The sequence below is a fragment of the Paenibacillus sp. genome (assembly GCF_048976745.1).
Classification (GTDB): Bacteria; Bacillota; Bacilli; order Paenibacillales; family Paenibacillaceae; genus Paenibacillus.
This window is the reverse complement of sequence record NZ_JBHGUU010000024.1, coordinates 654,328-677,215: the sequence shown is the minus strand read 5'-3', so window position 1 is coordinate 677,215 and position 22,888 is coordinate 654,328. Positions and strand designations below refer to the sequence as shown.

23 protein-coding genes are annotated in these 22,888 nt (G+C 47.2%); 9 read left to right on the top strand and 14 right to left on the bottom strand.

Features of this window, described 5'->3' with window-relative positions; all coding sequences use genetic code 11:
- The first annotated feature begins 72 nt into the window (after positions 1 to 72).
- The gene (locus ACE3K2_RS29145; RefSeq protein ID WP_421898444.1) at positions 73 to 936 is read left to right on the top strand and encodes an SDR family oxidoreductase; all 864 of its coding nucleotides are present in this window, start codon (positions 73 to 75) and stop codon (positions 934 to 936) included.
- Between the two features lie 47 nt (positions 937 to 983).
- Here the strand turns inward: ACE3K2_RS29145 and thrS are convergent, their stop codons facing one another.
- The 3 genes from thrS to ACE3K2_RS29130 form a co-directional block, all read right to left on the bottom strand.
- Positions 984 to 2,984, bottom strand: coding sequence for a threonine--tRNA ligase (gene thrS / locus ACE3K2_RS29140; RefSeq protein WP_421898441.1), 2,001 nt, complete (start codon positions 2,982 to 2,984; stop codon positions 984 to 986).
- A gap of 472 nt (positions 2,985 to 3,456) precedes the next feature.
- Positions 3,457 to 5,217, bottom strand: a complete 1,761-nt coding sequence (locus ACE3K2_RS29135; protein WP_421898439.1) for a sensor histidine kinase — start codon at positions 5,215 to 5,217, stop codon at positions 3,457 to 3,459.
- Complete coding sequence (locus ACE3K2_RS29130; RefSeq protein ID WP_421898436.1) at positions 5,214 to 5,975, bottom strand: response regulator transcription factor; 762 nt, start codon at positions 5,973 to 5,975, stop codon at positions 5,214 to 5,216. The genes ACE3K2_RS29135 and ACE3K2_RS29130 overlap by 4 nt, the downstream gene beginning before the upstream one ends.
- 220 nt (positions 5,976 to 6,195) lie before the next feature.
- Here ACE3K2_RS29130 and ACE3K2_RS29125 point away from each other — a divergent pair, with 220 nt between their 5' ends.
- A complete protein-coding gene (locus ACE3K2_RS29125; protein ID WP_421898433.1) occupies positions 6,196 to 7,296 on the top strand; it encodes a M23 family metallopeptidase in 1,101 nt (366 codons plus the stop codon).
- 113 nt (positions 7,297 to 7,409) lie between these two features.
- Entirely contained in the window at positions 7,410 to 7,913 is a 504-nt protein-coding gene (locus tag ACE3K2_RS29120) for a GNAT family N-acetyltransferase (protein WP_421898430.1), read from the top strand.
- A 110-nt stretch (positions 7,914 to 8,023) separates the two neighbouring features.
- Here ACE3K2_RS29120 and ACE3K2_RS29115 read toward each other — a convergent pair whose 3' ends face one another.
- Positions 8,024 to 8,515 (bottom strand): DinB family protein, encoded by a 492-nt coding sequence (locus ACE3K2_RS29115; RefSeq protein ID WP_421898427.1) that lies wholly within the window; start codon positions 8,513 to 8,515, stop codon positions 8,024 to 8,026.
- Between the two features lie 287 nt (positions 8,516 to 8,802).
- Here ACE3K2_RS29115 and ACE3K2_RS29110 point away from each other — a divergent pair, with 287 nt between their 5' ends.
- The 6 genes from ACE3K2_RS29110 to ACE3K2_RS29085 all read left to right on the top strand — a co-directional run bounded on the left by ACE3K2_RS29110 (position 8,803) and on the right by ACE3K2_RS29085 (position 14,366).
- Complete coding sequence (locus ACE3K2_RS29110) at positions 8,803 to 9,222, top strand: hypothetical protein (RefSeq protein ID WP_421898424.1); 420 nt, start codon at positions 8,803 to 8,805, stop codon at positions 9,220 to 9,222.
- On the top strand, positions 9,219 to 10,508 hold the full coding sequence (locus ACE3K2_RS29105; protein ID WP_421898421.1) for an ammonium transporter: 1,290 nt from the start codon (positions 9,219 to 9,221) through the stop codon (positions 10,506 to 10,508). The genes ACE3K2_RS29110 and ACE3K2_RS29105 overlap by 4 nt, the downstream gene beginning before the upstream one ends.
- 379 nt (positions 10,509 to 10,887) lie before the next feature.
- The gene (locus tag ACE3K2_RS29100; protein ID WP_421898418.1) at positions 10,888 to 11,829 is read left to right on the top strand and encodes a DUF1963 domain-containing protein; all 942 of its coding nucleotides are present in this window, start codon (positions 10,888 to 10,890) and stop codon (positions 11,827 to 11,829) included.
- 400 nt (positions 11,830 to 12,229) lie between these two features.
- Positions 12,230 to 12,688 (top strand): DinB family protein, encoded by a 459-nt coding sequence (locus ACE3K2_RS29095; protein WP_421898415.1) that lies wholly within the window; start codon positions 12,230 to 12,232, stop codon positions 12,686 to 12,688.
- 105 nt (positions 12,689 to 12,793) lie between these two features.
- The gene (locus ACE3K2_RS29090) at positions 12,794 to 13,750 is read left to right on the top strand and encodes an aminoglycoside phosphotransferase family protein (protein WP_421898411.1); all 957 of its coding nucleotides are present in this window, start codon (positions 12,794 to 12,796) and stop codon (positions 13,748 to 13,750) included.
- A 64-nt stretch (positions 13,751 to 13,814) separates the two neighbouring features.
- Entirely contained in the window at positions 13,815 to 14,366 is a 552-nt protein-coding gene (locus ACE3K2_RS29085; protein WP_421898408.1) for a DUF2569 domain-containing protein, read from the top strand.
- Positions 14,367 to 14,496: 130 nt separating this feature from the next.
- Here the strand turns inward: ACE3K2_RS29085 and ACE3K2_RS29080 are convergent, their stop codons facing one another.
- The 10 genes from ACE3K2_RS29080 to speD all read right to left on the bottom strand — a co-directional run bounded on the left by ACE3K2_RS29080 (position 14,497) and on the right by speD (position 22,771).
- Positions 14,497 to 14,955, bottom strand: a complete 459-nt coding sequence (locus ACE3K2_RS29080) for a threonine/serine exporter family protein (protein WP_074094046.1) — start codon at positions 14,953 to 14,955, stop codon at positions 14,497 to 14,499.
- Positions 14,956 to 14,973: 18 nt separating this feature from the next.
- Positions 14,974 to 15,735, bottom strand: coding sequence for a threonine/serine exporter family protein (locus ACE3K2_RS29075; protein ID WP_036611092.1), 762 nt, complete (start codon positions 15,733 to 15,735; stop codon positions 14,974 to 14,976).
- Between the two features lie 235 nt (positions 15,736 to 15,970).
- Positions 15,971 to 16,276, bottom strand: a complete 306-nt coding sequence (locus ACE3K2_RS29070) for a hypothetical protein (RefSeq protein WP_036610673.1) — start codon at positions 16,274 to 16,276, stop codon at positions 15,971 to 15,973.
- Between the two features lie 64 nt (positions 16,277 to 16,340).
- Complete coding sequence (locus ACE3K2_RS29065; RefSeq protein ID WP_421898404.1) at positions 16,341 to 17,384, bottom strand: S66 family peptidase; 1,044 nt, start codon at positions 17,382 to 17,384, stop codon at positions 16,341 to 16,343.
- 111 nt (positions 17,385 to 17,495) lie between these two features.
- Positions 17,496 to 18,812, bottom strand: a complete 1,317-nt coding sequence (locus ACE3K2_RS29060) for a DUF4179 domain-containing protein (protein ID WP_421898401.1) — start codon at positions 18,810 to 18,812, stop codon at positions 17,496 to 17,498.
- Positions 18,809 to 19,324 (bottom strand): sigma-70 family RNA polymerase sigma factor, encoded by a 516-nt coding sequence (locus tag ACE3K2_RS29055; protein ID WP_421898398.1) that lies wholly within the window; start codon positions 19,322 to 19,324, stop codon positions 18,809 to 18,811. Before ACE3K2_RS29055 ends, ACE3K2_RS29060 begins: the two co-directional genes overlap by 4 nt.
- A 215-nt stretch (positions 19,325 to 19,539) precedes the next feature.
- Positions 19,540 to 20,073 (bottom strand): ankyrin repeat domain-containing protein, encoded by a 534-nt coding sequence (locus ACE3K2_RS29050; protein WP_421898395.1) that lies wholly within the window; start codon positions 20,071 to 20,073, stop codon positions 19,540 to 19,542.
- 33 nt (positions 20,074 to 20,106) lie between these two features.
- Entirely contained in the window at positions 20,107 to 21,210 is a 1,104-nt protein-coding gene (locus ACE3K2_RS29045) for a GNAT family N-acetyltransferase (RefSeq protein ID WP_421898392.1), read from the bottom strand.
- 147 nt (positions 21,211 to 21,357) lie between these two features.
- Positions 21,358 to 21,768: a flagellar basal body rod protein FlgB gene (flgB, locus tag ACE3K2_RS29040; protein ID WP_036610664.1), complete on the bottom strand. Its 411-nt coding sequence runs from the start codon at positions 21,766 to 21,768 to the stop codon at positions 21,358 to 21,360.
- Between the two features lie 187 nt (positions 21,769 to 21,955).
- Positions 21,956 to 22,771, bottom strand: a complete 816-nt coding sequence (gene speD / locus ACE3K2_RS29035) for an adenosylmethionine decarboxylase (RefSeq protein ID WP_124113481.1) — start codon at positions 22,769 to 22,771, stop codon at positions 21,956 to 21,958.
- Between the last annotated feature and the right edge of the window lie 117 nt (positions 22,772 to 22,888).

Genomic DNA, 22,888 nt, shown 5'->3' with positions numbered 1-22,888 from the left:
CTGTCATTATCTCATATTGTCCGTCATTGCGCCTCTAATTTCGGAACCTCTGGTTCAGAAGGGAAGTACCTCATGTCCAATCAGACAGCAATTGTAACAGGAGCTAACTCAGGTATGGGGTTGGCAACCACCATTGAACTTGCAAGGCAAGGATATCGCGTAATCATGGCATGCCGCAGTGAGAAACGCGGACAGGAAGCTCTTCAGGAAGCCGTTCGTCAGTCTGGCTCTTCTGCGATTGAATTAATGTTGTGTGACCTGGGTTCACTCGAAAGTATACGCCAGTTTGCCCGCACATTCCGCGAGCGTCATGATCGCCTTGACGTTCTGGTGAATAATGCGGGGGTAGTGATGGTCAAGCGGAAGGAAACCTCAGACGGGTTCGAACAGAGTATCGGTATTAACCATCTGGGGCATTTCCTGCTGACCTTGCTTTTGATAGAACCTCTGAAAGCTGCAAAGCAGGGACGGATTGTGAACGTTTCGTCAGGTGCATACAAGGCTGGCAAAATCCACTTCGAAGATCCACATCTGCACAAAGGTTATAATCCGATCAAAAGCTACGCCCAATCCAAATTGGCTAACGTGTTGTTCACTCGTACACTGGCCCGCAAACTGTCAGGTACATCTGTCACGGTGAACTGTCTACACCCTGGTGCGGTGGGAACGAGCATTGGCGTAGATCGCAATACCGGATTTGGCACACGCATTATGGCGTTTGTGGGCAAGCTGCCGTTTTTTCTGTCCCCTGAAGAAGGAGCGAGAACGGCTGTTTATCTGGCCACAAGTGCTGAAGTTGTCGGCATCACCGGGCGTTACTTCTATCAACAGAAAGAGCAGCAGCTGAAGGCACATGCCGTTGATGATGCTTCAGCTGAGCGGTTCTGGACGTGGAGCGAAGAACAAGTTGGGCTGAAACCTGAGGAGAAGTTGTAATTCAGCACAAGCTGACAAGTGACCAATAGATAGAGTTGTTACTTCTTTTATACTTTTGCCTTCACAGCCTGTTGGATCATTTCAATAACAGCTTCAATACGTTGGATGCCTTGATCTCCCTGACCGTATGCACGGACAGAGGCGGATGAGGCATTTTTCTCATTCTCACCAAGCACGAGGGAATAAGGCACTTTTTCCATCTGGGCCTCACGGATTTTGTAGCCAAGTTTCTCACTGCGCAGATCTGTTTCCACTCGGATGCCCGCAGCCCGGAGCTGGCTCTGTACTTGGAGCGCATAATCTGCGTAATGATCCGACACAGGCAGCAACTTCACTTGTACAGGTGCGAGCCAAAGTGGGAACGCTCCTGCATAGTGTTCAGTCAGAATGCCGATGAAACGATCAATGGAACCGTAGATGGCACGATGAATCACGACCGGACGGTGTTTCAGGCTATCCTCGCCAATGTAAGTGAGGTCGAACTTCTCCGGCATTTGAAAATCCAGCTGGATTGTTCCGCACTGCCAGCTGCGCTTCAGCGCATCGAGGATATGAAAGTCAATTTTCGGTCCATAAAAGGCACCGTCGCCTTCGTTAATGCGGTACTCCACGCCCCGGCGATCAAGTACATTTTGCAATGCACGCTCCGCCTGATCCCACAGTTCTTCCGATCCCATGGAATCTTCCGGTCGAGTGGACAACTCAATCTTATATTCGAATCCAAAGATGTCGTACATCCGTCCGATCAGTGAGATCGCCTGATTAATCTCGTCCTCGATCTGCTCTGGCATGACGTAGAGATGCGCATCATCCTGACAGAATGTCCGCACACGCATCATGCCGTTCAGGGCACCGGAGTATTCATGACGGTGAACCTGACCAAATTCCATCATGCGAATCGGTAATTCGCGGTAGGAATGGCGTGTATTTTTGAAGATCAACATATGCCCGGGACAGTTCATCGGTTTCAGTGCAAAAGTCGAATCGTCCACTTCCGAAAAATACATATTGTCCTTGTAATGCTCCCAGTGGCCGGATTGCTCCCAGAGCCGGTTGTTCATCATGAGCGGAGTCCGAACTTCCTGATAACCTTCCTGTAATTGCAGCTCACGCGAGAATTGCTCCAGTTCAGTACGAACAGTCATGCCTTTAGGCAGATAAAAGGGCATACCGGGCGCTTCTTCGGAGAACATGAACAGTTCAAGCTCTTTGCCAAGTTTACGATGATCCCGTTTTTTCGCTTCTTCGAGCATGTGCAGATGTTCATCCAGTTGGACTTTGTTCGGAAAAGCAGTGCCGTAGATACGTTGCAGCATCTTATTATCCGAGTTGCCCCGCCAGTACGCACCAGCCACATTCAGCAGCTTGAACGCTTTGATTCGACCAGTGGATGGCAGATGGGGACCGCGACACAGATCGAAGAACTCTCCTTGATCATAGATCGAAAGCTCGGCGTCCTCTGGCAAATCCTGAATGAGTTCAAGCTTGTAGGGGTCCTGAATTTCTCCGAAGATCCGGAGGGCTTCATCCCGGTTAACGACCCGCCGACTGATCTTATGATTCTCCTGAATGATTTTGTTCATTTCCCGTTCAATGGCAGCCAGATCACTGATGGACAAGGCATGCTCCAGATCAACATCGTAATAGAACCCATCTTCAATGACTGGGCCGATACCCAGTTTTACTTGTTCTGCACCGTAGATGCGTTTGAGCGCCTGTGCCAGCACATGTGCTGCGCTGTGACGATAACGATACAGACCTTCCGCGCTGTCCAACGTAACGATAACGAGTTCGCAATCTTGCTTGAGCACCCAATCGAGATCGACATTCTGACCATCTACAATACCGCCGATCGCCTGTTTCCCAAGACTTGTGCTAATGGATGAGGCGACTGCACCCACAGTGATGCCTGCTTCGTAAGAACGTATTGCTCCACCTTGCAGACGGACCTCAATGGATTGACTGGATGGTTGCAGATTATTTGCTTGGCTGTTTATTTCGTTACCTGATTTGTTGCTTGCTGAGTTACTGTTTTCTTGTTTACTCATGTGAACCACTCTCCATTTCATCAAATGAAAGCGCAAAAAACACCCGTCCCGGAAAAGGGACGAGTGCGCTTGGCTCGTGGTTCCACCCTAATTTGGTTATGATGCATTCTGCTCTCAGCCAGCCGCTGTGAACAGGAAACATCATAACCCTCATTGGAATCCGTTATCGGGGATCAGGCGGTGAACTCTACTGGCAGCATACCGAACATCCGAAGGATGTCCGAAATGCTGAGGTTCGAGGTCACGGCTGCAGAGGGGTAATTCCGGTCCGTTCGCTGAAGAAGGTTTCACCAATCCCCTCTCTCTCTGGGCAGCACGCAAACGAAATCATGTCTCTGGTCATCGCCAAATATGTTAGATCAACACATTAAATTTATCGTGAAATGTGTTGCATTCAATATCAATATATTGGAACAGGTGTTATTGAGTGTCGATTATATAGACTGAAAATGGAAAGGTCAAGCGGAACATTTTAATTCGTTTCGGACGGCCCATCCCATATTAAGCGAATGATCGTTCCTTCACCAGGCGTGGAATGTACCTCAATACGACCATTCATGGCTTCGATCAACCCTTTGGTTACCGCCATGCCCAGCCCTGATCCAACGTCTGATGTACCTGTATCTGTACCGCGATAGTATCGTTCAAATAACTTCCATACCGTCTCGGGGTCCATACCGCGTCCATTATCGGCAAACTGAATGCTGAATGCATTTGTATGTTCGCCAGGATGCACACTGACAACCAGGATGGATTCTGGCGGATTATGAAGAAGGGCATTGGCGGTCAGATTATCCACAATTCGTTCAAACGACGGAATATGGACAAGGCCATACACAGGCACTTCGGAAGGTTGGAATAGGATGCGACCTTCCCCATATGCCGGGTTCCGTTCAGCGCGCTGGATCAGATCACGAAGTAACGTATTTACGTCAGTCTCTTCCACCACAGGTTGATATCCTCCACTGCGTAATCGATAGGTCATGGCAAGGTCGTTGACAAGCCTATCCATATACATGGACTTATCGAGCATTATGCCTGCGAATTCTCTGACTTCCTCCGCGGTCCAGCTATACTTATCCGCCTCAAGCATATGAGCGTATCCCTGAATGGAGGAGAGGGGGGTCTTCAGATCATGTGTTATGCCAGCAATCCACTCCTCCCGCAGAGAATCGGTCTGTTTCCGAAGTTCTTCATCTTGCTTCAATGTGTGAGACAGAGCCTGCATGGAGCGAAGCACTTCAGCATACACGTTGTATTTTCGCTTCCACTTTCCGTTACGACGCTGACTGCGAGGAACTCCAAAGGCCCCGGTGGGTTCCTCATAATGCCCTCGCTCCAGACGTTGTAACCATTGGAGCATATGCAGCATGGGTGAGCCAAATCGGTTGGCATACCAGAAGGCAAGCAAAATGAGCAGAATGATGATGGACACGATCAATACAACCAATGCCGGTTCCAGAATAAAACGGTATGGATTCTGATTTCCGGTCGCCAGGGGATCGATAGGTATGCTAATCAGCCAGGTGGTTTCATTCTGTTCGTCGTACCACGTAGCAACAGACATGCCTGATCGACTCGGATAGCGAACTTGCAGAACCAGTTCCTGAATGGTGTATTCGCTTGGTACGCCCATGGCCGGTTTGTTGAAGGAAGAGAGTTCTCTTCCTGATGCGTCCAATACTTGAAGATAAGCATTGACGGCACGGAGGGCCTCCTGTTGGTGGCGCTGAAGATCAAGCTTCCCGTTGGTGAAAGCAAGGTCTGAACGAATCTTATTCATTAAGGACTTGGCCGGGTTACTCTCACCATATAACAAGGTGAATTCCTTCCCGTTTTTCTCCCGTATCAGCATGACAATCTGATAAGGAAACGGCTTCTGGAGTTCCCAGTATGCAATCAATTCCCCGGGTTTATAGTGAGTGGGAACATCGTCGGGGGTGTGGTATTCATCAATGACGTAACCTTGTTCGTCCAGGACCTGGAGCCAGCCTTGATTTTTATCCACTTGCTTCAGCAATTCGGGGTCATATCGGATGGTGTTATCCGGCATGATCTCTGCTGTATTAATCAATTGGTCCAGACCATTAACCGCAAAATCATCCACCAGATTCACTTCATTTACCTTTTGCACGACCCAATAGGTGGCTACAGACCCAAGCAGGATGATCAGAATGACGGCACCCGTAAGCATCCCGATAAACCGGGTCATTAATCTGCGACGAATACTCATAGGCGTGACACATGTTCCGGCTGAATGAGCTTGTATCCCAAACCTCGGACGTTTACGAGAAACACCGGATTGGAAGGATCAGCTTCAATGCGCTCCCGAATGCGGTGAATATGAACCATCACGGTATTGTCATCACTAATGGCTTCAGAGCCCCAGACTCGCTCATACAGATCTGATTTGGTGAAAATGCGATTGGGATGCTTGCAGAAAAAGAGCAGCAGTTGAAATACAAGTGCCGGACAGGATACGGATTCTCCTTCAACTCGAAGCTCACCAGCCCACTCCAGTACCTGGAATCGTCCAAAGTCGTACACACCTGCCGGCACGCTGGGAGATGACGTAATTACGTTGGATGGGAGGGGTTCCGAGATCGCTACGGTTCTAGAAGGTAAATAACGCTTCAGCAATGATTTAATTCGAGCAACGACTTCCAGCGGATTAAAGGGTTTGGCCACATAATCGTCGCCACCAACGGCGAATCCCGTTAATTTGTCATAATCGGTTGTTTTGGCTGTCAGAAACAGGATGGGCGCATCGGTGACCTGTCGTAGAAAAGGACAGATTTCCAGTCCGCTTTTGCCGGGAAGCATGATGTCGAGCACGATACAATGGTACGTTTTGTTGTTGCAGGCCTCCATGGCAGCTTCGCCTGTTGTAACGGTATCAATATCGAGAAATTGCTCTTTGAGCAGAACGGTTTTGAGCATATGCAGAATAGCCTGTTCATCATCCACAAGCAGTAATGAGACGTTATCCATAGATTAAAAATGACCTCCTGATCTTTCCGTTGTGTATATTGCTAATCATACCACTCAAGAGGACTGTACAGCGTACAAGCAATCTTAACGGAATCTTAATTATGCATCACTAAGGGGCCAGCCGAGTTTAACTACTCGTAAGTTGGGGTTAGACGAAGGATAAGACTCATTCTGTACACTTAACTGGAAAGGTTAACGATTAGCAGAAGGGATGTTGAGAATGAACAGAGAAGGTCATCTGAAATCAGAGCAAAATACACATTCGAAATTACAAAATAAAAGAAGCTGGAAGGTGCTTGCGATTACCCTTGGAGCTTGCGTGATATTGTCTGCTTGCGGTAACAGTAACTCCATTACTTCCGAACAGGCGGAGCAGCAGTCAGCCGAACAGGCGTCCAATAATGAAGCGAGCGGGAACTCCGATCAGGAGCAGAACTCAAGTTCAGAGGTGAGCGAGGTGATTACACCGGACAATTTTATCGATACGTTGATGAACGGTTCAAAGGATGCAATCCATAATCAGTTTTCTCCGGAATTGAAGGAAACGGTAACGCTTGAACAGTTTAAAACGACCGCGGATTCTTTTCTGGAGGGTGTTGAATCGTGGGAGCAAGTGGTAGACGCTAAAATGAATCAATTATCGGAACATGCCTGGAAGGATCAGACAGGGACGAAAGGCATTCTAGCCTATTTTTCCGAAGATAATCAGATTGAAGGTCTCTCGATCCAACCGCTGGAACCTCATAAGGACACGGATACCAAATTCACCAAAACCGAATTTCAATTGCCGATGAAGGGGGAATGGTACGTATTCTGGGGAGGCAATGATGTGTTGTCAAACTATCATTATGAGCATGAAACGCAGCGCTACGCACTGGATATCGTTCGGACCAAAGAACAATCCAGTTATCAAGGTGATGCAAAGGAAAATGAAAACTACTATGCTTATGGTGAACCGCTCTATGCAGCTGCGGATGGCACTGTCGTTGATATCAAGAACGATATACCGGACAATGTACCGGGTGTCATGAATCCGGAAGAGCCGGCGGGGAACTATGTGGTGATCGACCATGGAAATGGGGAGTACAGCATCACAGGACATATCAAGGAAGGCAGTGTTTCGGTCCAAAAAGGAGATAAGCTCAAGCAGGGAGACCCTATCGGTGAGCTTGGTAATTCGGGGAACTCCAGTGAAGCTCATCTGCATTTCCAGGTATCGGACGGCCCGGATCTGTTCACATCTCGTTCCATTAACATCCGTTGGGCAGACCAGAGTCAGCAGTTAACTCGTGGTAACACAATACAGGGACTCGCAGAGTAATGATATTGATGGAGTAATTCTCTGTCAGAATGTTAGGGATGACGAAGACTTCTATTTTCCATTATAATATCCTCTATGATAATAGAACGATCTGAGATGATGGAGGAATAGCGATGAAACTGGAAGATGTGCAGATTGAATATGCGCGCCTGGAGGACTTGCCGAGGATTGTAGAAATTTATAATTCTACTATAGAGGGCCGTATGGCAACAGCGGATTTGGAACCGGTGACAGTGGAGCAGCGTGAGCCTTGGTTCGAGGAGCATTCACCGGATCATCGTCCGCTTTGGGTGATGAAGCAGGAAGGTAATGTAGTAGCTTGGGCAAGTCTCAGCTCGTTCTATGGACGCCCAGCGTATAATGGCACGGTGGAAGTCAGTGTATATGTGGATCAACAATGCCGCGGAATTGGGGCGGGAGGACGTTTGCTCGAAACGGTATTTGCGGCTTGTCCTGCACTTGGAATTACAACTATTCTTGGATTTGTCTTCGGGCATAACGAACCGAGTTTGGGGTTATTGCGCAAGCATGGTTTTGAACAATGGGGATACTATCCGGAAGTGGCCGTGCTGGATGGTGTGAATAGAGATCTGGCGATATTGGGCAAAAAAATATAAGTGATGTTCTTATTCGTAACATAAGAACACTGGAAACCTCCAACCCAGGTTATAGGATTGGAGGTTTTTTGTCGTGCAAGTATTTCGCTATGTGAAAGTATAGGTTGTGTTTATACGCCAAGCTGATGTTTAATCTCTTGAATCTGTCCCAAATGACGTTCCTCATGATAACTTGCAAAGTCAATCCATTGGGTAAGATCCATCTCACCGAATACGGGATGAGGAAAGGACTTGCTGCGCAGCAGGTCAGGATCATGCTCTAATGCAAAGTTATTTAACGCTTGGTGAGATTCGTCCAGATCATGGCGTACGTGTGCAAGTGCCTCAGGCGCTGCTGGAGGCTGAAGATGGGGTGGTGCCTCGACGGAGCGGCTGCGGTCCAACGATAATTCATATGGTTTTTTGTCCACAGACACTGTCTGTTCTTTCTCCAGTGCAAGGCGGGCTTGTTTTTCAATTACATTTTCCATCAGATTCAGATGGCGTAGCACTTGCATAATACTCCATTGCTCGGGTGAAGGTTTTTGGTTCAATTGTTCTTCTTCGAGTCCCGAGACGGCTTCCCAGATTTGGTTGCGTATATCGTCATTACGAGTAAACATCGTATAATCCTCTCCTTATATATGGTTTTGTGATGCGGGCAGTATGTGTATGTTCATTACCCCAAATGTGGATGCTTATCCTATAAGCATAGAGAATGGAGAGAATGAATGCGAATCATAGGCAAGATTAGCCTTGTTAGATGTAATCTGGGCCCAATAAAAAAAGCCGTTCTCTAATGAACGGTTCATTTCAATCCATCTCAAGTCCAAAAAAAAGATTGACGGACAGAACCCGGCAAACTATAATCGGTACAAGTAACTTGATATGTAAGGAGTCCTGACATGATATGTTAGTAATCGACGAGGTGTATCACCATACAGCATTGCAAATATCATCGTCCGATTTATTGTACCTTATCGAACGGCTGAAGGTCAAAAAAGAAAATGAGATCGAAACGCTCAAACAGAAGATCGAACAGTTCGAACAAAAGCGTCGAGCGGAAGAAGTTGCTTATCAATCGTTGTCGCCTGTACGCAAATGGTTTGCGGGACGCCCCGCATCCCATCATCAGGCGGTGGAATATATGGTTCAGGTGAAGGAACGTTTTCGCAAGATGGAACAGATTCGCAGACGCATACGTGATTTGAATCAGATCGCAGAACGAATTAAGCATCCGGACAGCATTGAGCGGGACGAGATTGAGCTTGCGCCTGATACAATCCGTGAGCTCAGACAGCTTAGTGAAACGGAGGATGTACAAACATGACTTTGGAAACGTTAAGCACCGGGATCGATACGGTCTGGGTTGTACTGAGTGCAGCGATGATTTTATTGATGGAGGGTGGATTCGCCCTGCTCGAAGCTGGCTTTGTGCGTTATAAAAATAGTGTAAACATTATTATGAAGGTATTTGCGGACATTACGATTGGAACGTTACTGTTCTATGCTATCGGTTTTGGACTGATGTATGGTTCTGACGTTGGCGGTTTTGCGGGAGTAACCGGATTTTTCCTGAATGGGGATTTGTCTCATCTGGACATACCGGTATCTCTGGAGACATTCTGGTTGTTCCAGGCTGCCTTTACCATTGCCGTTATTTCCATCGTTTCAGGAGCGGTAGCCGAGCGGATCAACTTCCGTGCCTATCTGTTGTATATCATATTGATGACGGCGATCATCTATCCAATTGGTGGACATTGGGCATGGGGCGGCGGTTGGCTTAGTCAGCTGGGGATGCAGGACTTTGCCGGTTCGGCTGTCATCCATGCGCTTGGCGGATTCTCTGCACTCGCTGCTGCGATTATCATTGGTCCACGTAAAGGGAAATACACGCCGCTTGGCGTAAGTGCCATTGCACTTCCGAGCAATCTGCCACTGGCATCTGTAGGTGCATTTCTGTTATGGTTCGGCTGGTTTGGCTTCAATGCAGGTAGTACACTCAGCGCGACCGATGTAAGAATTGGTCACATTGCCATTGTCACGATGTTATCTGCGGCTTCGGGTGGTGCAGTTACGTTGCTTTATACGTTATTCCGCTTCAATCGTTCAGATGCACCGTCGGTCATTAACGGTTCGCTTGCGGGACTGGTCGGAATTACGGCAGGCTGTGCTTTTGTTGGCGATGCAGCAGCGATATTCATTGGGGCCGTATCCGGCTTATTGATGATGGCTGCCACCAACTGGCTGGACCGTCGGCAGATTGATGATCCAGTTGGTGCTTTCCCGGTGCATGCCGCATCAGGAATGTGGGGCACAATTGCGGTAGGTCTGTTTGCCACGGACGGTGGATTATTCATGGGCGGCGGCTGGAGGTTGCTGGGTGTTCAGGTACTTGGCCTTACAGCCCTGGTCATCTGGGGATTCGCCATGACCTGGATCGGGTTAAAGCTGATTGGCAAAATTGTGCCTGTACGTTCGACAGAAGAAGAGGAAGATCTGGGTCTGGATATCAGCTATCATGGGGTAATGGCAGCCCATCAGGCCCATGAATTCCTGGACGGTGAGGAGCATATGCGTGCTTACCAGGAAAAGTCTTCTGATCCCAATCGTTAAATGGAATATAGAATTAAGGAAGTAGACTGACAAGGAATGTCAGTCTCTTTTTTCTATATAAATTGAACTACACATTTACACGAGAACGTAGAGGACAGAAAGAACCTGAAGAAGCGAAGAGTTCGCCTACAAGCTTTCTGCAAGAAAGCTACATCGGAAGCATACGCTATCCCCGGATTTTTACCTTTGCAAAGGTGAATCTAAAAATTCTGGGGATAACAGCGATCGGAAGGTTGTTCTGTCATCGGAGTGGTAAGTGTAAAATATTCTTAAGTTCAATTTATATAGAAGCAGGGAAAGACGTCCGGGCGGAAGAATATACAGGTGTGAACCTGAATATGTCTCAGCATAGGTGTATTGTCAAAAGGGGAGGATCTATATGATTAAGCCAGAACAATGTGAACGTCTGACCAGAAAAGCCCGTAAAACACTTGAGGAATATGGTTTGGGAGTTGCTGCCGATCTGCTGTTATCCTCAAGCCGTTGGGGAATTCGTCTCGATGTATCCACACTGGACGAATATCGCAGGACAGGAAACTCGCGTGTGGGTGGACATCCGGATTTGCCGAGTCGCATGGAATGGCCTGTAACACAAGAAGGGGTTCCAATGACTTTCCTGGCGCAGTTGAACCTGGTGGATTTGTCGCCGTATACGCCGAATGATGGGCGCGGAACTTTGCCTGAACGTGGAATGTTATACTTTTTCGTTGGCACGGATGAATCTGCTTGTCCCATTGAACATCGTGTGATTTTTGAGCCGAGTTCTCATCATTTAATAAGGCGAGAACCTGAAGGTGATACTGCGCTGGATGGAGCCCCGTTTGTTGCACATTCGGTGACCGTACTGCCTAATCTGGAGTTTCCTACATATGCATATATAGACGCCAACGTGCTGAATGAGCTCTCGCTGCCTCAGCTTGAGATCGATGAGACCGAAGCGGAAGTGAGTCTGTATGACCGATACCTTGATTTTGAGTCAAACTGGAATCATCCGAGTACGCTGAATTGGGGCGGAATGTTTGGATATCCTGACGGGCAGCATCCGGATGCCGAGCATCGGGCCTTGTTACAGATCGCACTGGGAGAAGAGTACAATTATAATGAGCAGGAGTGTGAGAAAAAGCTGACCAAGCATTACGGCGGAGATGAGGATCGGACATGGCAGGAACTATCCGATACGCTGCTGCTGTTGAAGATAGATACACATGATGCCATAGGTTTTCAATGGTGGGATTGCGGGGAACTGCAATTTTTCATTCGTAAGTCTGACTTGGAGGCTGGACGATTCGAGCAAACGTATTGTTCGTTATACTCAAGTTGAGCAATGATTTGAAATCAAATAGGCAACAAAATGTCCTGAATCCCGTCTTTAAGAAGGAGGAAGGACTTTTTTTGTACGTAGATTGTTATATAAATTGAATTAAAGAATAGTTACACTGCACACTCCGATGACAGAACAACCTTCCGATCGCTGTTATCCCCAGATTTTTTTTGATTCCTTTTATAAAGGAGAAATCCGGGGATAGCGTATACTTCCGATGTAGCTTTCTTGCAGAAAACTTGTAGGCGAACGCGTTGCTTCTCCAGGTCCTTTCTGTCTTCTCCGTTTTGTGAAATGTTTTGTTCAATTTATATAGATTAGGGGTATATATTAGGAAGGTTATTTTGGTTGATAACCGATCATATGTTCTTTATAATGGGATAAAAAGGAAGTGTATCTGTTGATTCAATCTGCGTTTAAACATATTGACGTGGCCGTAACATCGTTGATTGATATATGCGATCAGCTGTCGGAAGAAGATTTGGCCTTGACTCCAATTGAAGGTAAACGGCCTGTTGGAGAACTACTAGCCCATCTGTCTGTGATCTGCCGAGCGGATGTTTATATTTCCGAAGGTGCATCGAAGGAAGAGATGGCTCAATTCTATGCAGAGAACCAGGTGCATTCGCTCCGTGAGATCAAGCAGGCTTTGATTGATAACCAGATGTATCTATACCAGCGATACAGGCAATTTAACACGGAAGAGTTACTGCATGTGACGGATTCATACTGGGGAGCATCTTATAGCCGGCTGGAGTGGTTGCTTGAAATTATGGGGCATGTATATCATCACAGGGGACAATTGTATACGATGCTGACCCTGACGGGCAAAGAACCCGAATCAGTACTTTTTAAATAGAAACAGATAGAATACATATAAGCATGTTATAGGTGTCATCATGGGTTAAAGTGGGAATAGACCGACGATACTGCACGTTATACGTGAAATAACGGAGGATTCTGTATGGAACGACATAATACATGGAATGCATCGATGAACAATACGTTGATTGACAGGTTAAAACAGATTCCTGAACTTGATCAGGCTACACGGATTGAACCAGTTATGAAGGGTTATTCAGCGGATGCTAAATTCAAAATGTTTGTCCCTGACCAAGGCCATGTGTTGGTGAGGGTATATGATGTTGCTGAGGAATGGATGAAGCAAAGGGAATATCAATGTTTGAAGAGCATGCAACAATTAGGTGTACTGTGTCCAGCGACGTTGGGCAAAGGCAGATTGGATGAGAAGAACGGATATATGATTTTTAGCTTCATTGAAGGCGAAGATGCTTCCGAGAGACTGCCTCAACTGAATGAACAGCAGCAGTGGGCGGTTGGCTTTGAAGCAGGAGCGCAGCTACAGCTGATTCACCAGTTGCCGATGGAGGAACAGACCGAATCATGGTACATACGCAAGAGCACGAAGCATCAACGATACGTGGAGCGCTATAAACAGTGCCCTATCGTGATGAAAGAGGATCAGGCTATACTAACGTTTATCGCAGACCATCTCGGTTGGATGAAAAATCGTCCGGATGGATTTCAGCATGATGACTTCCACCCGAGCAATCTTGTCGTTAAGCAGGATAAGCTCGCAGGAGTGATTGATTTTAATCGTTATGATCAAGGGGATCCCATTCATGAATTTTTGAAGCTGGGTTTGTTTGCTTCGGAGATCAGTATTCCATATTCCATAGGTCAGATTCAGGGCTATTTCGATGGCAAGGAACCGGATGAGTTATTCTGGAGATTGTATTCACTGTATACGGCTATGGCGCTGGTGTCTTCTGTGGTGTGGATTCAGCAGGTGAAGCCGGAAGAGACACATGAGATGATGACCAAGATCGAACGTGTTCGTGAAGATCACGATGATTTTCGCAGTTTCATCCCTCGGTGGTATACTTTGAACAGAGCATGAATTACGGAAGGGAAAGGAATAATGCTGTGGCACAGCCAGCAACCACTCTAACAAGGAGGATGACATGGACCATAACTACAATAACTCGGATACAGATACGGATATGAACTCGCTGCAACCCAAAACCGGTATCAGACCGGAACGGCCTGGGATCTCCGGCTTGGGCGGATGGCTTATTTTGATCCAGATTAGTCTTTGGCTTGCGCTGGGGTTTCTCATCTCGGATGTATCGCAGGTGAATGTCATCATGGACCCTGCCCGATGGGAAGTCGGCCGTGGTGTTGACCCGCAGATCTACACGGAGACGATTCGTCCACTCCTTTGGTTTGGTTTCATTAGCAGCACCATTCTATTGATGATTGTTATCGTGAATCTTATTCTTTTATATAAACGGAAGAGACTATTTCCACGCATGATGATGGTGATGTACCTGATGAATGTGATCATAAGCATCGTGACGTGGATTCTGATTGCGCGCAATGAAATCCCAAGAGAACAGCATTTGCTTGATGCAACTCCGGCTTTTCAGCTGATCGTACGATCCATTCTGACGTGCTGTATCTTCATTCCATATTTCCTGAGGTCGGTACGTGTGAAGAATACGTTTGTGAAGTAAATAGACTTCTTTGATTGTCTCACTGCACTATAGTGCTCAAAAGGATAGTGACACGTAAGGCCCGTTGGTATACAAGATTTATCCTGTATGCTAACGGGCCTTACGTATGTTGAATATATGAAAAGAATAATCATTTCGACGATGATTTTGTGCGCAGTGAGGCGGGAATTCGGCGTATCATCTGGTTTAATACCTCGGATAACACCAGGCCTACGGCAATAGCGCCGGATAACATGAGTGCCTTGGCGGCCATCTCCATAGCGGCACTGTAGTCATTTTGCACAAAACTTCGCATCGCATTATACGCCAGTCCACCAGGAACCAGAGGAATGATGCCTGCAACGCTGAAGATGATGACGGGTGCACGAAACATGCGAGAGAATATCTGGCTGATGACACCTACGGCTATGGTCGCTGCAAGTGTAGCAGGTACCGCATCCGCTGCATATTCAAGCACGATATAGATAATCCAGCCGATCATGCCCACAAATCCACCATGGAGCAGCATGCGCCGGGGTGCGTTGAAGATGATCCCAAACGCGGCTGAAGCGACAAAACTGGTTAAGGCTTGTTCAATAAAATGGAGCATATCCTGCATTCCTCCGTCTTACATAAAAAGTGAAAATACAACTGCAATACCGGTACCTATGGCAAAGGCAGTCAGAAATGCCTCGGCTCCCTTGGATAATCCGGATACGAGATGTCCGGCCATCAGGTCGCGTACAGCATTGGTAATTAGCAGCCCCGGAACCAGCGGCATAACCGAACCAATAATAATTTTGTCCCGTTCATGACCCACTCCCATATAGATCAGGAGAAAAGCGAGTAAGCCAATAACGAAGGATGCCGTAAGCTCGGCAAAAAATTTGACGCGTACCAACCGGTGAAAGGCAATAACGGCTGCATAACCTATGCCCCCACAGATCAGCGCCGGAAGAAAGTCACTCCATCCTCCGCCAAACATAATGGTAAAACAACCACTGGATAACGCCGCGGCCGTAAGCTGCACAGCCGTTGAATAGGAGGAGGGCTTGCCTTCGATCTGTACCAACAGATCATGGGCTTCCTGAGCAGATAGCTCACCTTGTCCAATGCGGCGGGAGACCGCATTCACCTCGGACACCTTGTCCAGATCCGTCGTACGCTCGGAGATGCGAATCAGCTTGGCGGGTTCGGTTGCATCAACAGAGAAGAAGATGCCTGTCGGGACAACGTAACTGTGCGAATGGGGTAAACCCAGCGCTGCGGCCATGCGTTTCATCGTATCTTCCACACGGTAGGTTTCACCACCGCTTTGCAGCATGATTTTGCCTGCGAGCAGACAGATGGCAATCACGCGGGATTGTTCAGTAGGGTTGCTGCCAATCATACCCGTCTCGACTTGTGATACGGGTGATGAATTATGACGTATGTATTCCAACCGGATCAAGCTCCGTTTCATCTGAGATATGGGGTGGTGCGACACCATTGTATCATATTTCACACGCTTGCAAGGAATCATACCGCACCATCGCCAAGACCATAAAAAAGCTTCGTTCCCAAGACTTGAAGATCTCAGTAGCGAAGCTTCTTGGAACAAGTTTGAATATAGAGGTACAAAACCACTACATTAACAGTGTGATAACCAACAATTCATACAGCACCAGCGGCAAAATCGTTGGTCCAAACAAGGCGCGCGGTTCAGGATATCCATGCATCGGGGTAACCTGGAGATACAAAATCCCCCGGTCTGCACTGATGATGACACCTTCCCACACTTGACCATCGATATTCTGGACTTGTACCTTCTTGCCTATATGCTGCCGGGCTGTATGATGAAGCATATTCCGCACACTTTGCACGGATTGAAGCATCGGTTGATTGGCTTGATACACGACACGCGTGGATGGCGTGGATGTGGATTCAGACATGATGCACAACCCTTCCTCAAAATAAGTTCTTACTTCAAGGTATGCATCTGCCTACAAAAGGTGATTACACAAACGCCATCTCAAGGCTCCCGCGTCCATTTTCATAAGCGACTTTGCCCAATGCTCCATTCACAAAGGTAAGTTGGGGCGGCATATGGCCGAGATCCACATCGTACAGTACAGGAACATCCAGATCCCCAAGTGCAGAGGATAGGGCATCGGTGAAATTGAAATCCGCTGTATCGGAATACCCTGCAGGTCGGCCGAACATGAAACCTTTCACGCCTGCAAACCAGCCAGCCTGTCTCATCTGCCACAGATGACGATAGATATCCCCAGCGTTCATCTCACAGCTCTCCAGATACCAGATGGTTCCTTCGTCTGCACAGTACTGATCCAAATAAGATTGCACGGGTGCATATGGGGTGCCGATTAGACAGGTGATGGTATCCATACAGCCGCCGATCAGCCGACCGGAGAACGCAGCAGCGGTATCTGCATCTTCCGAGTGGCCGAGTTGTTTCCAGCGTGAAGGTGTATCGAGGTTAAATCCAGGCAGTTCCATTTTCCATGCCGACTGATAATGCGTGGAAGACGATTGCGTGATCTGTCCGCCGTAATGGGTCTGTAACACATCAATCCAGCGCGCAGTCACGGGATCGAGGGCACTGGATCTTAGATCCACATAATTGGTACCATGTGCTGATGCTGTTCCTGTGATCAGGGTGTATGCGAATAAAAAGGTGCTGATATCCGAATAACCCATGACCCATTTGGGCGGCAATGTTTTCAAAGCTTCCCAGTCCAGCAGGGGCAGGATATCCATCAGAAACTCTCCACCCCATGGAGGGATAATGGCTTGAATATTAGGATTGCGGAAAAATTCATTCATTTCTTCGGCGCGTTCCTCTTTGGAGGCACTCACACATTTAATGTTGTGGCGGAGCGATGGGCTTTCCAGCACGTCAAAACCAAGGCGCTCCATATTACGTTTGCTCTCCTCAAGATAATGGTGCAGGGATTCGCCAACACCGCTGGAGGGGGCTGCCACACCGATGGTATTTCCCGGAGCGAGTGGTTGCGGATAACGGATCGAATGTTGATTCATTTTGGAAACACCCTTTCTTGTGAATATATCGATTTAATGTAGATGTTTAATATTAACATTATAGTGCATGACTATGTCATGTGACTTACGATTATGGCTGTTACATTATATTTAGGGAGTCACAGGAATTTCAATGGAGAACGGTGCACGAATCTGATCAGGGTAAGAGAATATTTCCATTGTCAGATTTCCTTTGGCTGCGGCTCCATTTTTAATGACAACTTTTGCTTCAAAGACGGAAGGACTCCAGCTTACTTCATTAATGTCGAAAGAGTTTCCTTTACTATCCTCGATATTGGTAAATGATAGTCCTGAAGTAGCATTTTGAGCGTCTGCAATTGAAAACTCCAGGATCAGATTTATGCCCTGGACTGAGCTTTTCAGCAATTTCAAACTCGATGGGCCGCCTTGTACTTCACCTGAAGATGGATCGATGCTGATAACTAGTTCATCCTTATCCACCGCTGAAAGGCCAGACCCTTGGAGCGTTAGCTTTTTCGGAGTGGAGAAGTACATGCTTTCGAAAAAGACAGAACTTCCAGAGCCTCCGATGGAAGATGAATCCGTTCTCCATGCTAGGCCTTGCTCATCTACCAAGTGCAGATCACGAATTCCGAAGATTTTTTTGGTGTTGTTCGGATCATATTTGATATCAAGTACAAGGCGAGTGGGATACAGAACGGCCTGTTTTACATGAATACGCTGCCCGTCCACAGTCATAGTTTGGTTTACGGGAATGGTATTTTTCATGCCTTTTGTTAAGTTGTGATCCACTGGGAAGGTGACCTTCCACATGTTATTCGTTTCCTTACCATGTTCTTTAAATATAACGGTTAGCTCTTGTGGTGGTAAAGATTCTGTGAATGAGACATCGATTTTATCCTCATAAATGCCATTTTCTGAAGCTGGTCTAGGTGAAAAATAACTAAACGCAACAGGAAGATCTTTACCGTTCTCATCAAGCAAATCGATATCATAGTTGAATTTCTCGGGATCTTTCATGCCTTTCATCGTGTAAAAAATAACCATGCGTGACTCGTCTGTGATAATGCCATCAACGGTCAAGGAAGTACCATCATGCTCGTCGGTGACACCGACCTTCTGCAAGAGAGACTGATCGATCGCCATCATTAATCCTTTGTCCTGGCGAATCATGCTCACAATGCCTTCCATGCCAGGCAATTGCTCCACGAAGGAAGCAAAAGCGGGAGAGACACGGATACATCCGGTAAACAGCAGGATGAGGGCCGCTGCCGAGATGGAACTCATATACCAGCGCAGCCGGGACTTGCGCTTACGGGCAGCCCGGCGGATTCCGGACTGTACAGCCTGAAAGGCAGCATCTGGTACAGGCATGGTTTCGTACTCCGTCTTGCGAGCATTCAGCCGTTCTTCCAATGCGTCAAATGATTGTTGTTCATCCGTCATGAGGATGCATCTCCTTTCGTTTCAAGTTGATTACGGAGCTGTCCGAGTGCCCGATGTAAGCGGGATTTTACGGTTCCGATCGGGATGTCGAGAATATCGGCAACTTCAGTTAAAGAGAAACCTTCGAAATAACTCAGAATAATGATTTGTTTGCAATCCCGGTCAAGGGTGGAGACGGCGGCGTCAAGATCGGGGTCCGCAGGACGATCCCAACTGCCGGATTCATGTATCTCGGTGACGGGACTGAATCGACTTATGCGTTTGCGTTCGTCTGCACAGTAGTTGAGCAGAATGCGGATGAGCCAAGTGCCAAAGTAGGAGGGGTCTTTTAATTTTTTGAGTTGACGGAACGCTCTGAAGGTTGATTCCTGGATCGCTTCGAACGCATCACCTTCGTTATGCAGGTAGGCATAGGCGATACGGTATAGTCGACTCTGATGTAAATCCATTAAGGCTGCAAAAGCCTCGGCATCCCCTTTTTGTGCGGCGATGGTGAGCTGAGTAGGGGTCACATGGCTCCTCCTTTCATGGATATGTTGAGTATTAGACCGTGTAAGGGCTCAAACGGTTCTTGTTTTCTGAAAAAAATATGATGTATTGTGATTTCTATAGAAGTTGAACTACATATGTATATGAGAACGTGGAGGACAACACAAATAACCGTCAGACCTTCTCTTTGTACTCCAAAAAGAGTCCTGACGGTTATTCATGTTATTGTCCAAGCTACCTAAACATTATTGTGCTGAGCTGCAACGGCTGCTCGCAGACATGAAGCTGTAGACGTATTACCGCGTTCAAGTGCAATGTCCAATGGGGTCTGACCCGCTGAGTTCAGCGCATGTGGATCTGCACCATACTGGATTAACATCTCGATAAGTTCAGTCTGATCCGTATGAAATGCTGCCGAGTGCAGTGCATATTGTCCATCACTGTCCAAAATGCTCGTGGATGCCCCATGTTGGAGCAAAAGGCCGATTACTTCGGAAGAACGTTCCCCCGCAAGTGCGGCATGCAGTGCAGTATTGGACGGGATAAAGGAAATCTTGGAATGAGAAAGGGCGTTAACATTGGCTCCGTGCTCCAGAAGAACACGAACTGCTCCTGCTTGTCCATAATGAGAGGCATACCCCAGCGGAGTTAACCCATCCTGATTCTCCGTATTGGTGAGTTCCGGTTGGGAAGTGAGAATTGCTGCAATGCTTACCGCATCTCCAGCCTGTGCAGCCTGAAATAGTTGATTTATCTGTTCTGCATGATTCATAAGGAATACCTCCGTCGGATGGAATATTAAAATTTACAGGGATTCATTATATAGCTTCTTCACAGCTTCCAACCCAGGTATGGCAAAGCAGGCGAGTGGAGAGGGCAGATCATGGAGCGGGAACCAACCGATCTCACCAATGGCACCGCCTTCTTCCAGATTACGAGCATGGCCGCCAATCACCTTGGTGGAATAGAGCACGGATATCCAGTGTTCCTTCTGTTGTGGCTGGATCGTCTCCGCCGTGCAGAGCAGACTGTCGATAGCGATATCCAGATCGACTTCCTCTTTGATTTCACGGATGACGGCAGTCTCCAGTGATTCATAGGCATCCACTTTTCCGCCGGGAATACTCCAAGTGTGCTGTTCGGGTTGACGATTCCGCCAAGCGAGAAGCACTTCGCCCCGTTCATTCAGGATGACCGCGCCTACACCAATGCGAGGTGAAATGTCAGATTCAGCTTTTGGATCTGAACTTAATTCCGGCAGGGACAGCGGAGTTTGTTCATCCGCATAACGCTGCGAGAAACTACCTGCGGCGACTCTCCCAGATTCAGGTGCACGGGTAGACTGGAATGACAAGGGAAGCCCAGCCTGCGCGGACCATTCTTCGGCAAGGATACTCATTGAGATCAGGTCATAATGCATGCCATCCCGCAGAACGGCAGAACGCTGGCGCCCCTCTTCCCGGAATCCGGCTTTCAGGTACGCACGTCTCGCGGCTTCATTGTATTCGATGACTTCCAGCGCAATCCGGTTCAGGTTCAATTCATGAAATCCATATCGAAGAATCAGAGCAAGGGCATCACTGCCGTAACCTTTACCCCGATCATTTTCTTCGCCGATGCCAATGGCCAGACGAGCGGAGCGATTGTTCCATTCAATCCGGTAGAGGGCTGTGAATCCAATGAATCGGTTACCCTCCAGTGTACGTAGTGCAAATTCAAATCCGTTGTCTCGGCGGACAGAGGAGGACCCTGTCTCATCCGGCGTTAACGGGATTGCGATATCGGTATCCATGTTGCGCAGATATTCATAATCGTCTGTGAAGCGGGAGAGACGCATGCAATCTTCCGGGCATGGGGCCGCTAATCTGACTTTGGAACCTTGAAAACCATTTAAATGACGTGGAGACATGTTGCACCTCTTTTATCGATATGTAATCAATCGTTTCTCCCCATTATACTACGAACAGGAGAGGATACCGAAAAATGGAACCGATTCGGATATATTCCGGTGAAATCAACAAAAAAAAGCAGCCGTTTTGGGCTGCTTGTACATTCATTATTTCAGATCATTCAACAAATTCTTCATTTTTTTGTAGTGTCCACTGACCCGATCAACCATGTAGTTATACATGAGCTGATTCTCCGAAAGATTCGCCATTTCCTTGTCAATGTCAACGTTATTGTTGTTATTGTTCATGGCTGTTTCGTTGTTCTCGACAATTCGGTACTGTACGATGGAAGAATTGGGATCACTGATAGGAAAGTGTTTGTCATGAGTCCGCTTCATGGCGAGTTGATCTGTTTTGCCATTTTCAACGATACGTCTCAACTCTTCCTGAAATTCTACCGTTTTCTTTTTGTAGTTGGGCGTGTCTGCATTGGCTATGTTGTTGGTAATGGCATTGTGCTGTGCAGTAAGCGCTTGTAACAGTGATTCGTTACGTCTTGTCGTATTCGTTTCGATCACGGGCTCAGTCTCCTTCACTGTAGATTGTACAGTTACTTCTATAATAAGAAATTAAGTTGCACACTGTCAACATAACATAACAAAGAAAAAGACAAGCACATGTCGGAGGTCCCCTGTAAGGAAGAACCAGCCTTCATGAAACCTTGTCTTAGACCTTGCCCTTATGGATCAGCCTGGAATAACCTCTTTAAGAGGGACGATTAATATTTTTGCCATAATAGATCTCGTCCATCTCCAGCTTCAGCCACTCCGTAATCTCCTGTTGTTCCTTCTTGCTCAGCTTATCTTTGGTGTACCCAAACAGATAATTATCCAGATCGAATTCCCTCAGCTTACATTTGGTGTGGAAAATATTCTCCTGATAAACGTTCACGTCAATCATGTCAAAGCTGCTCTTGATCTCGTCCGGAATATAATTCTGAATCGAGCCGATCTCATGGTCAATGAACAACTTGCGTCCACTCGTATCCCGCGTAAAACCACGCACCCGGTAATCCATCGTCATAATATCCGTATCAAAGGAGTGGATCAGATAATTCAGCGCCTTAAGTGGTGAGATCTCACCACAGGTGGAGACATCGATGTCTGCACGGAAGGTACTGATGCCTTCACTAGGATGAAACTCAGGGTAGGTGTGCACAGTGATATGGCTTTTGTCGAGCTGCATGACAACGTTATCGGGCAATGGACCAGGAGATTCATCGAGTGATTCCTCGGGGATCTCCACAATTGGACCTTCCGAGACCAGCATTGTCACACTTGCACCTTGAGGCACATAATCCTGCTGAGCGACATTCAGCACATGGGCTCCGATGATATCAGAGACGTTGTTCAGAATTTTACTCAGCCGGGCGGCGTTATACTGTTCATCAATATATTCAATGTAAGCTTCACGTTCGTCTTTGGTCTTGGTATAACAAATATCGTACATATTAAAGCTCAGCGACTTGGTCAGGTTGTTAAATCCATGCAGTTGAAGGCGCTGCTCTGGCGTAATTGTCATGGTTGCAGTTCCCCTTATCCCATACGACATATCATCGCAGTTATAATACTACTTATACCCAACCTGCCTCGAAAAAAAACATATGTACGTCATTCTGGGTTTCTTGAACCTTGATCA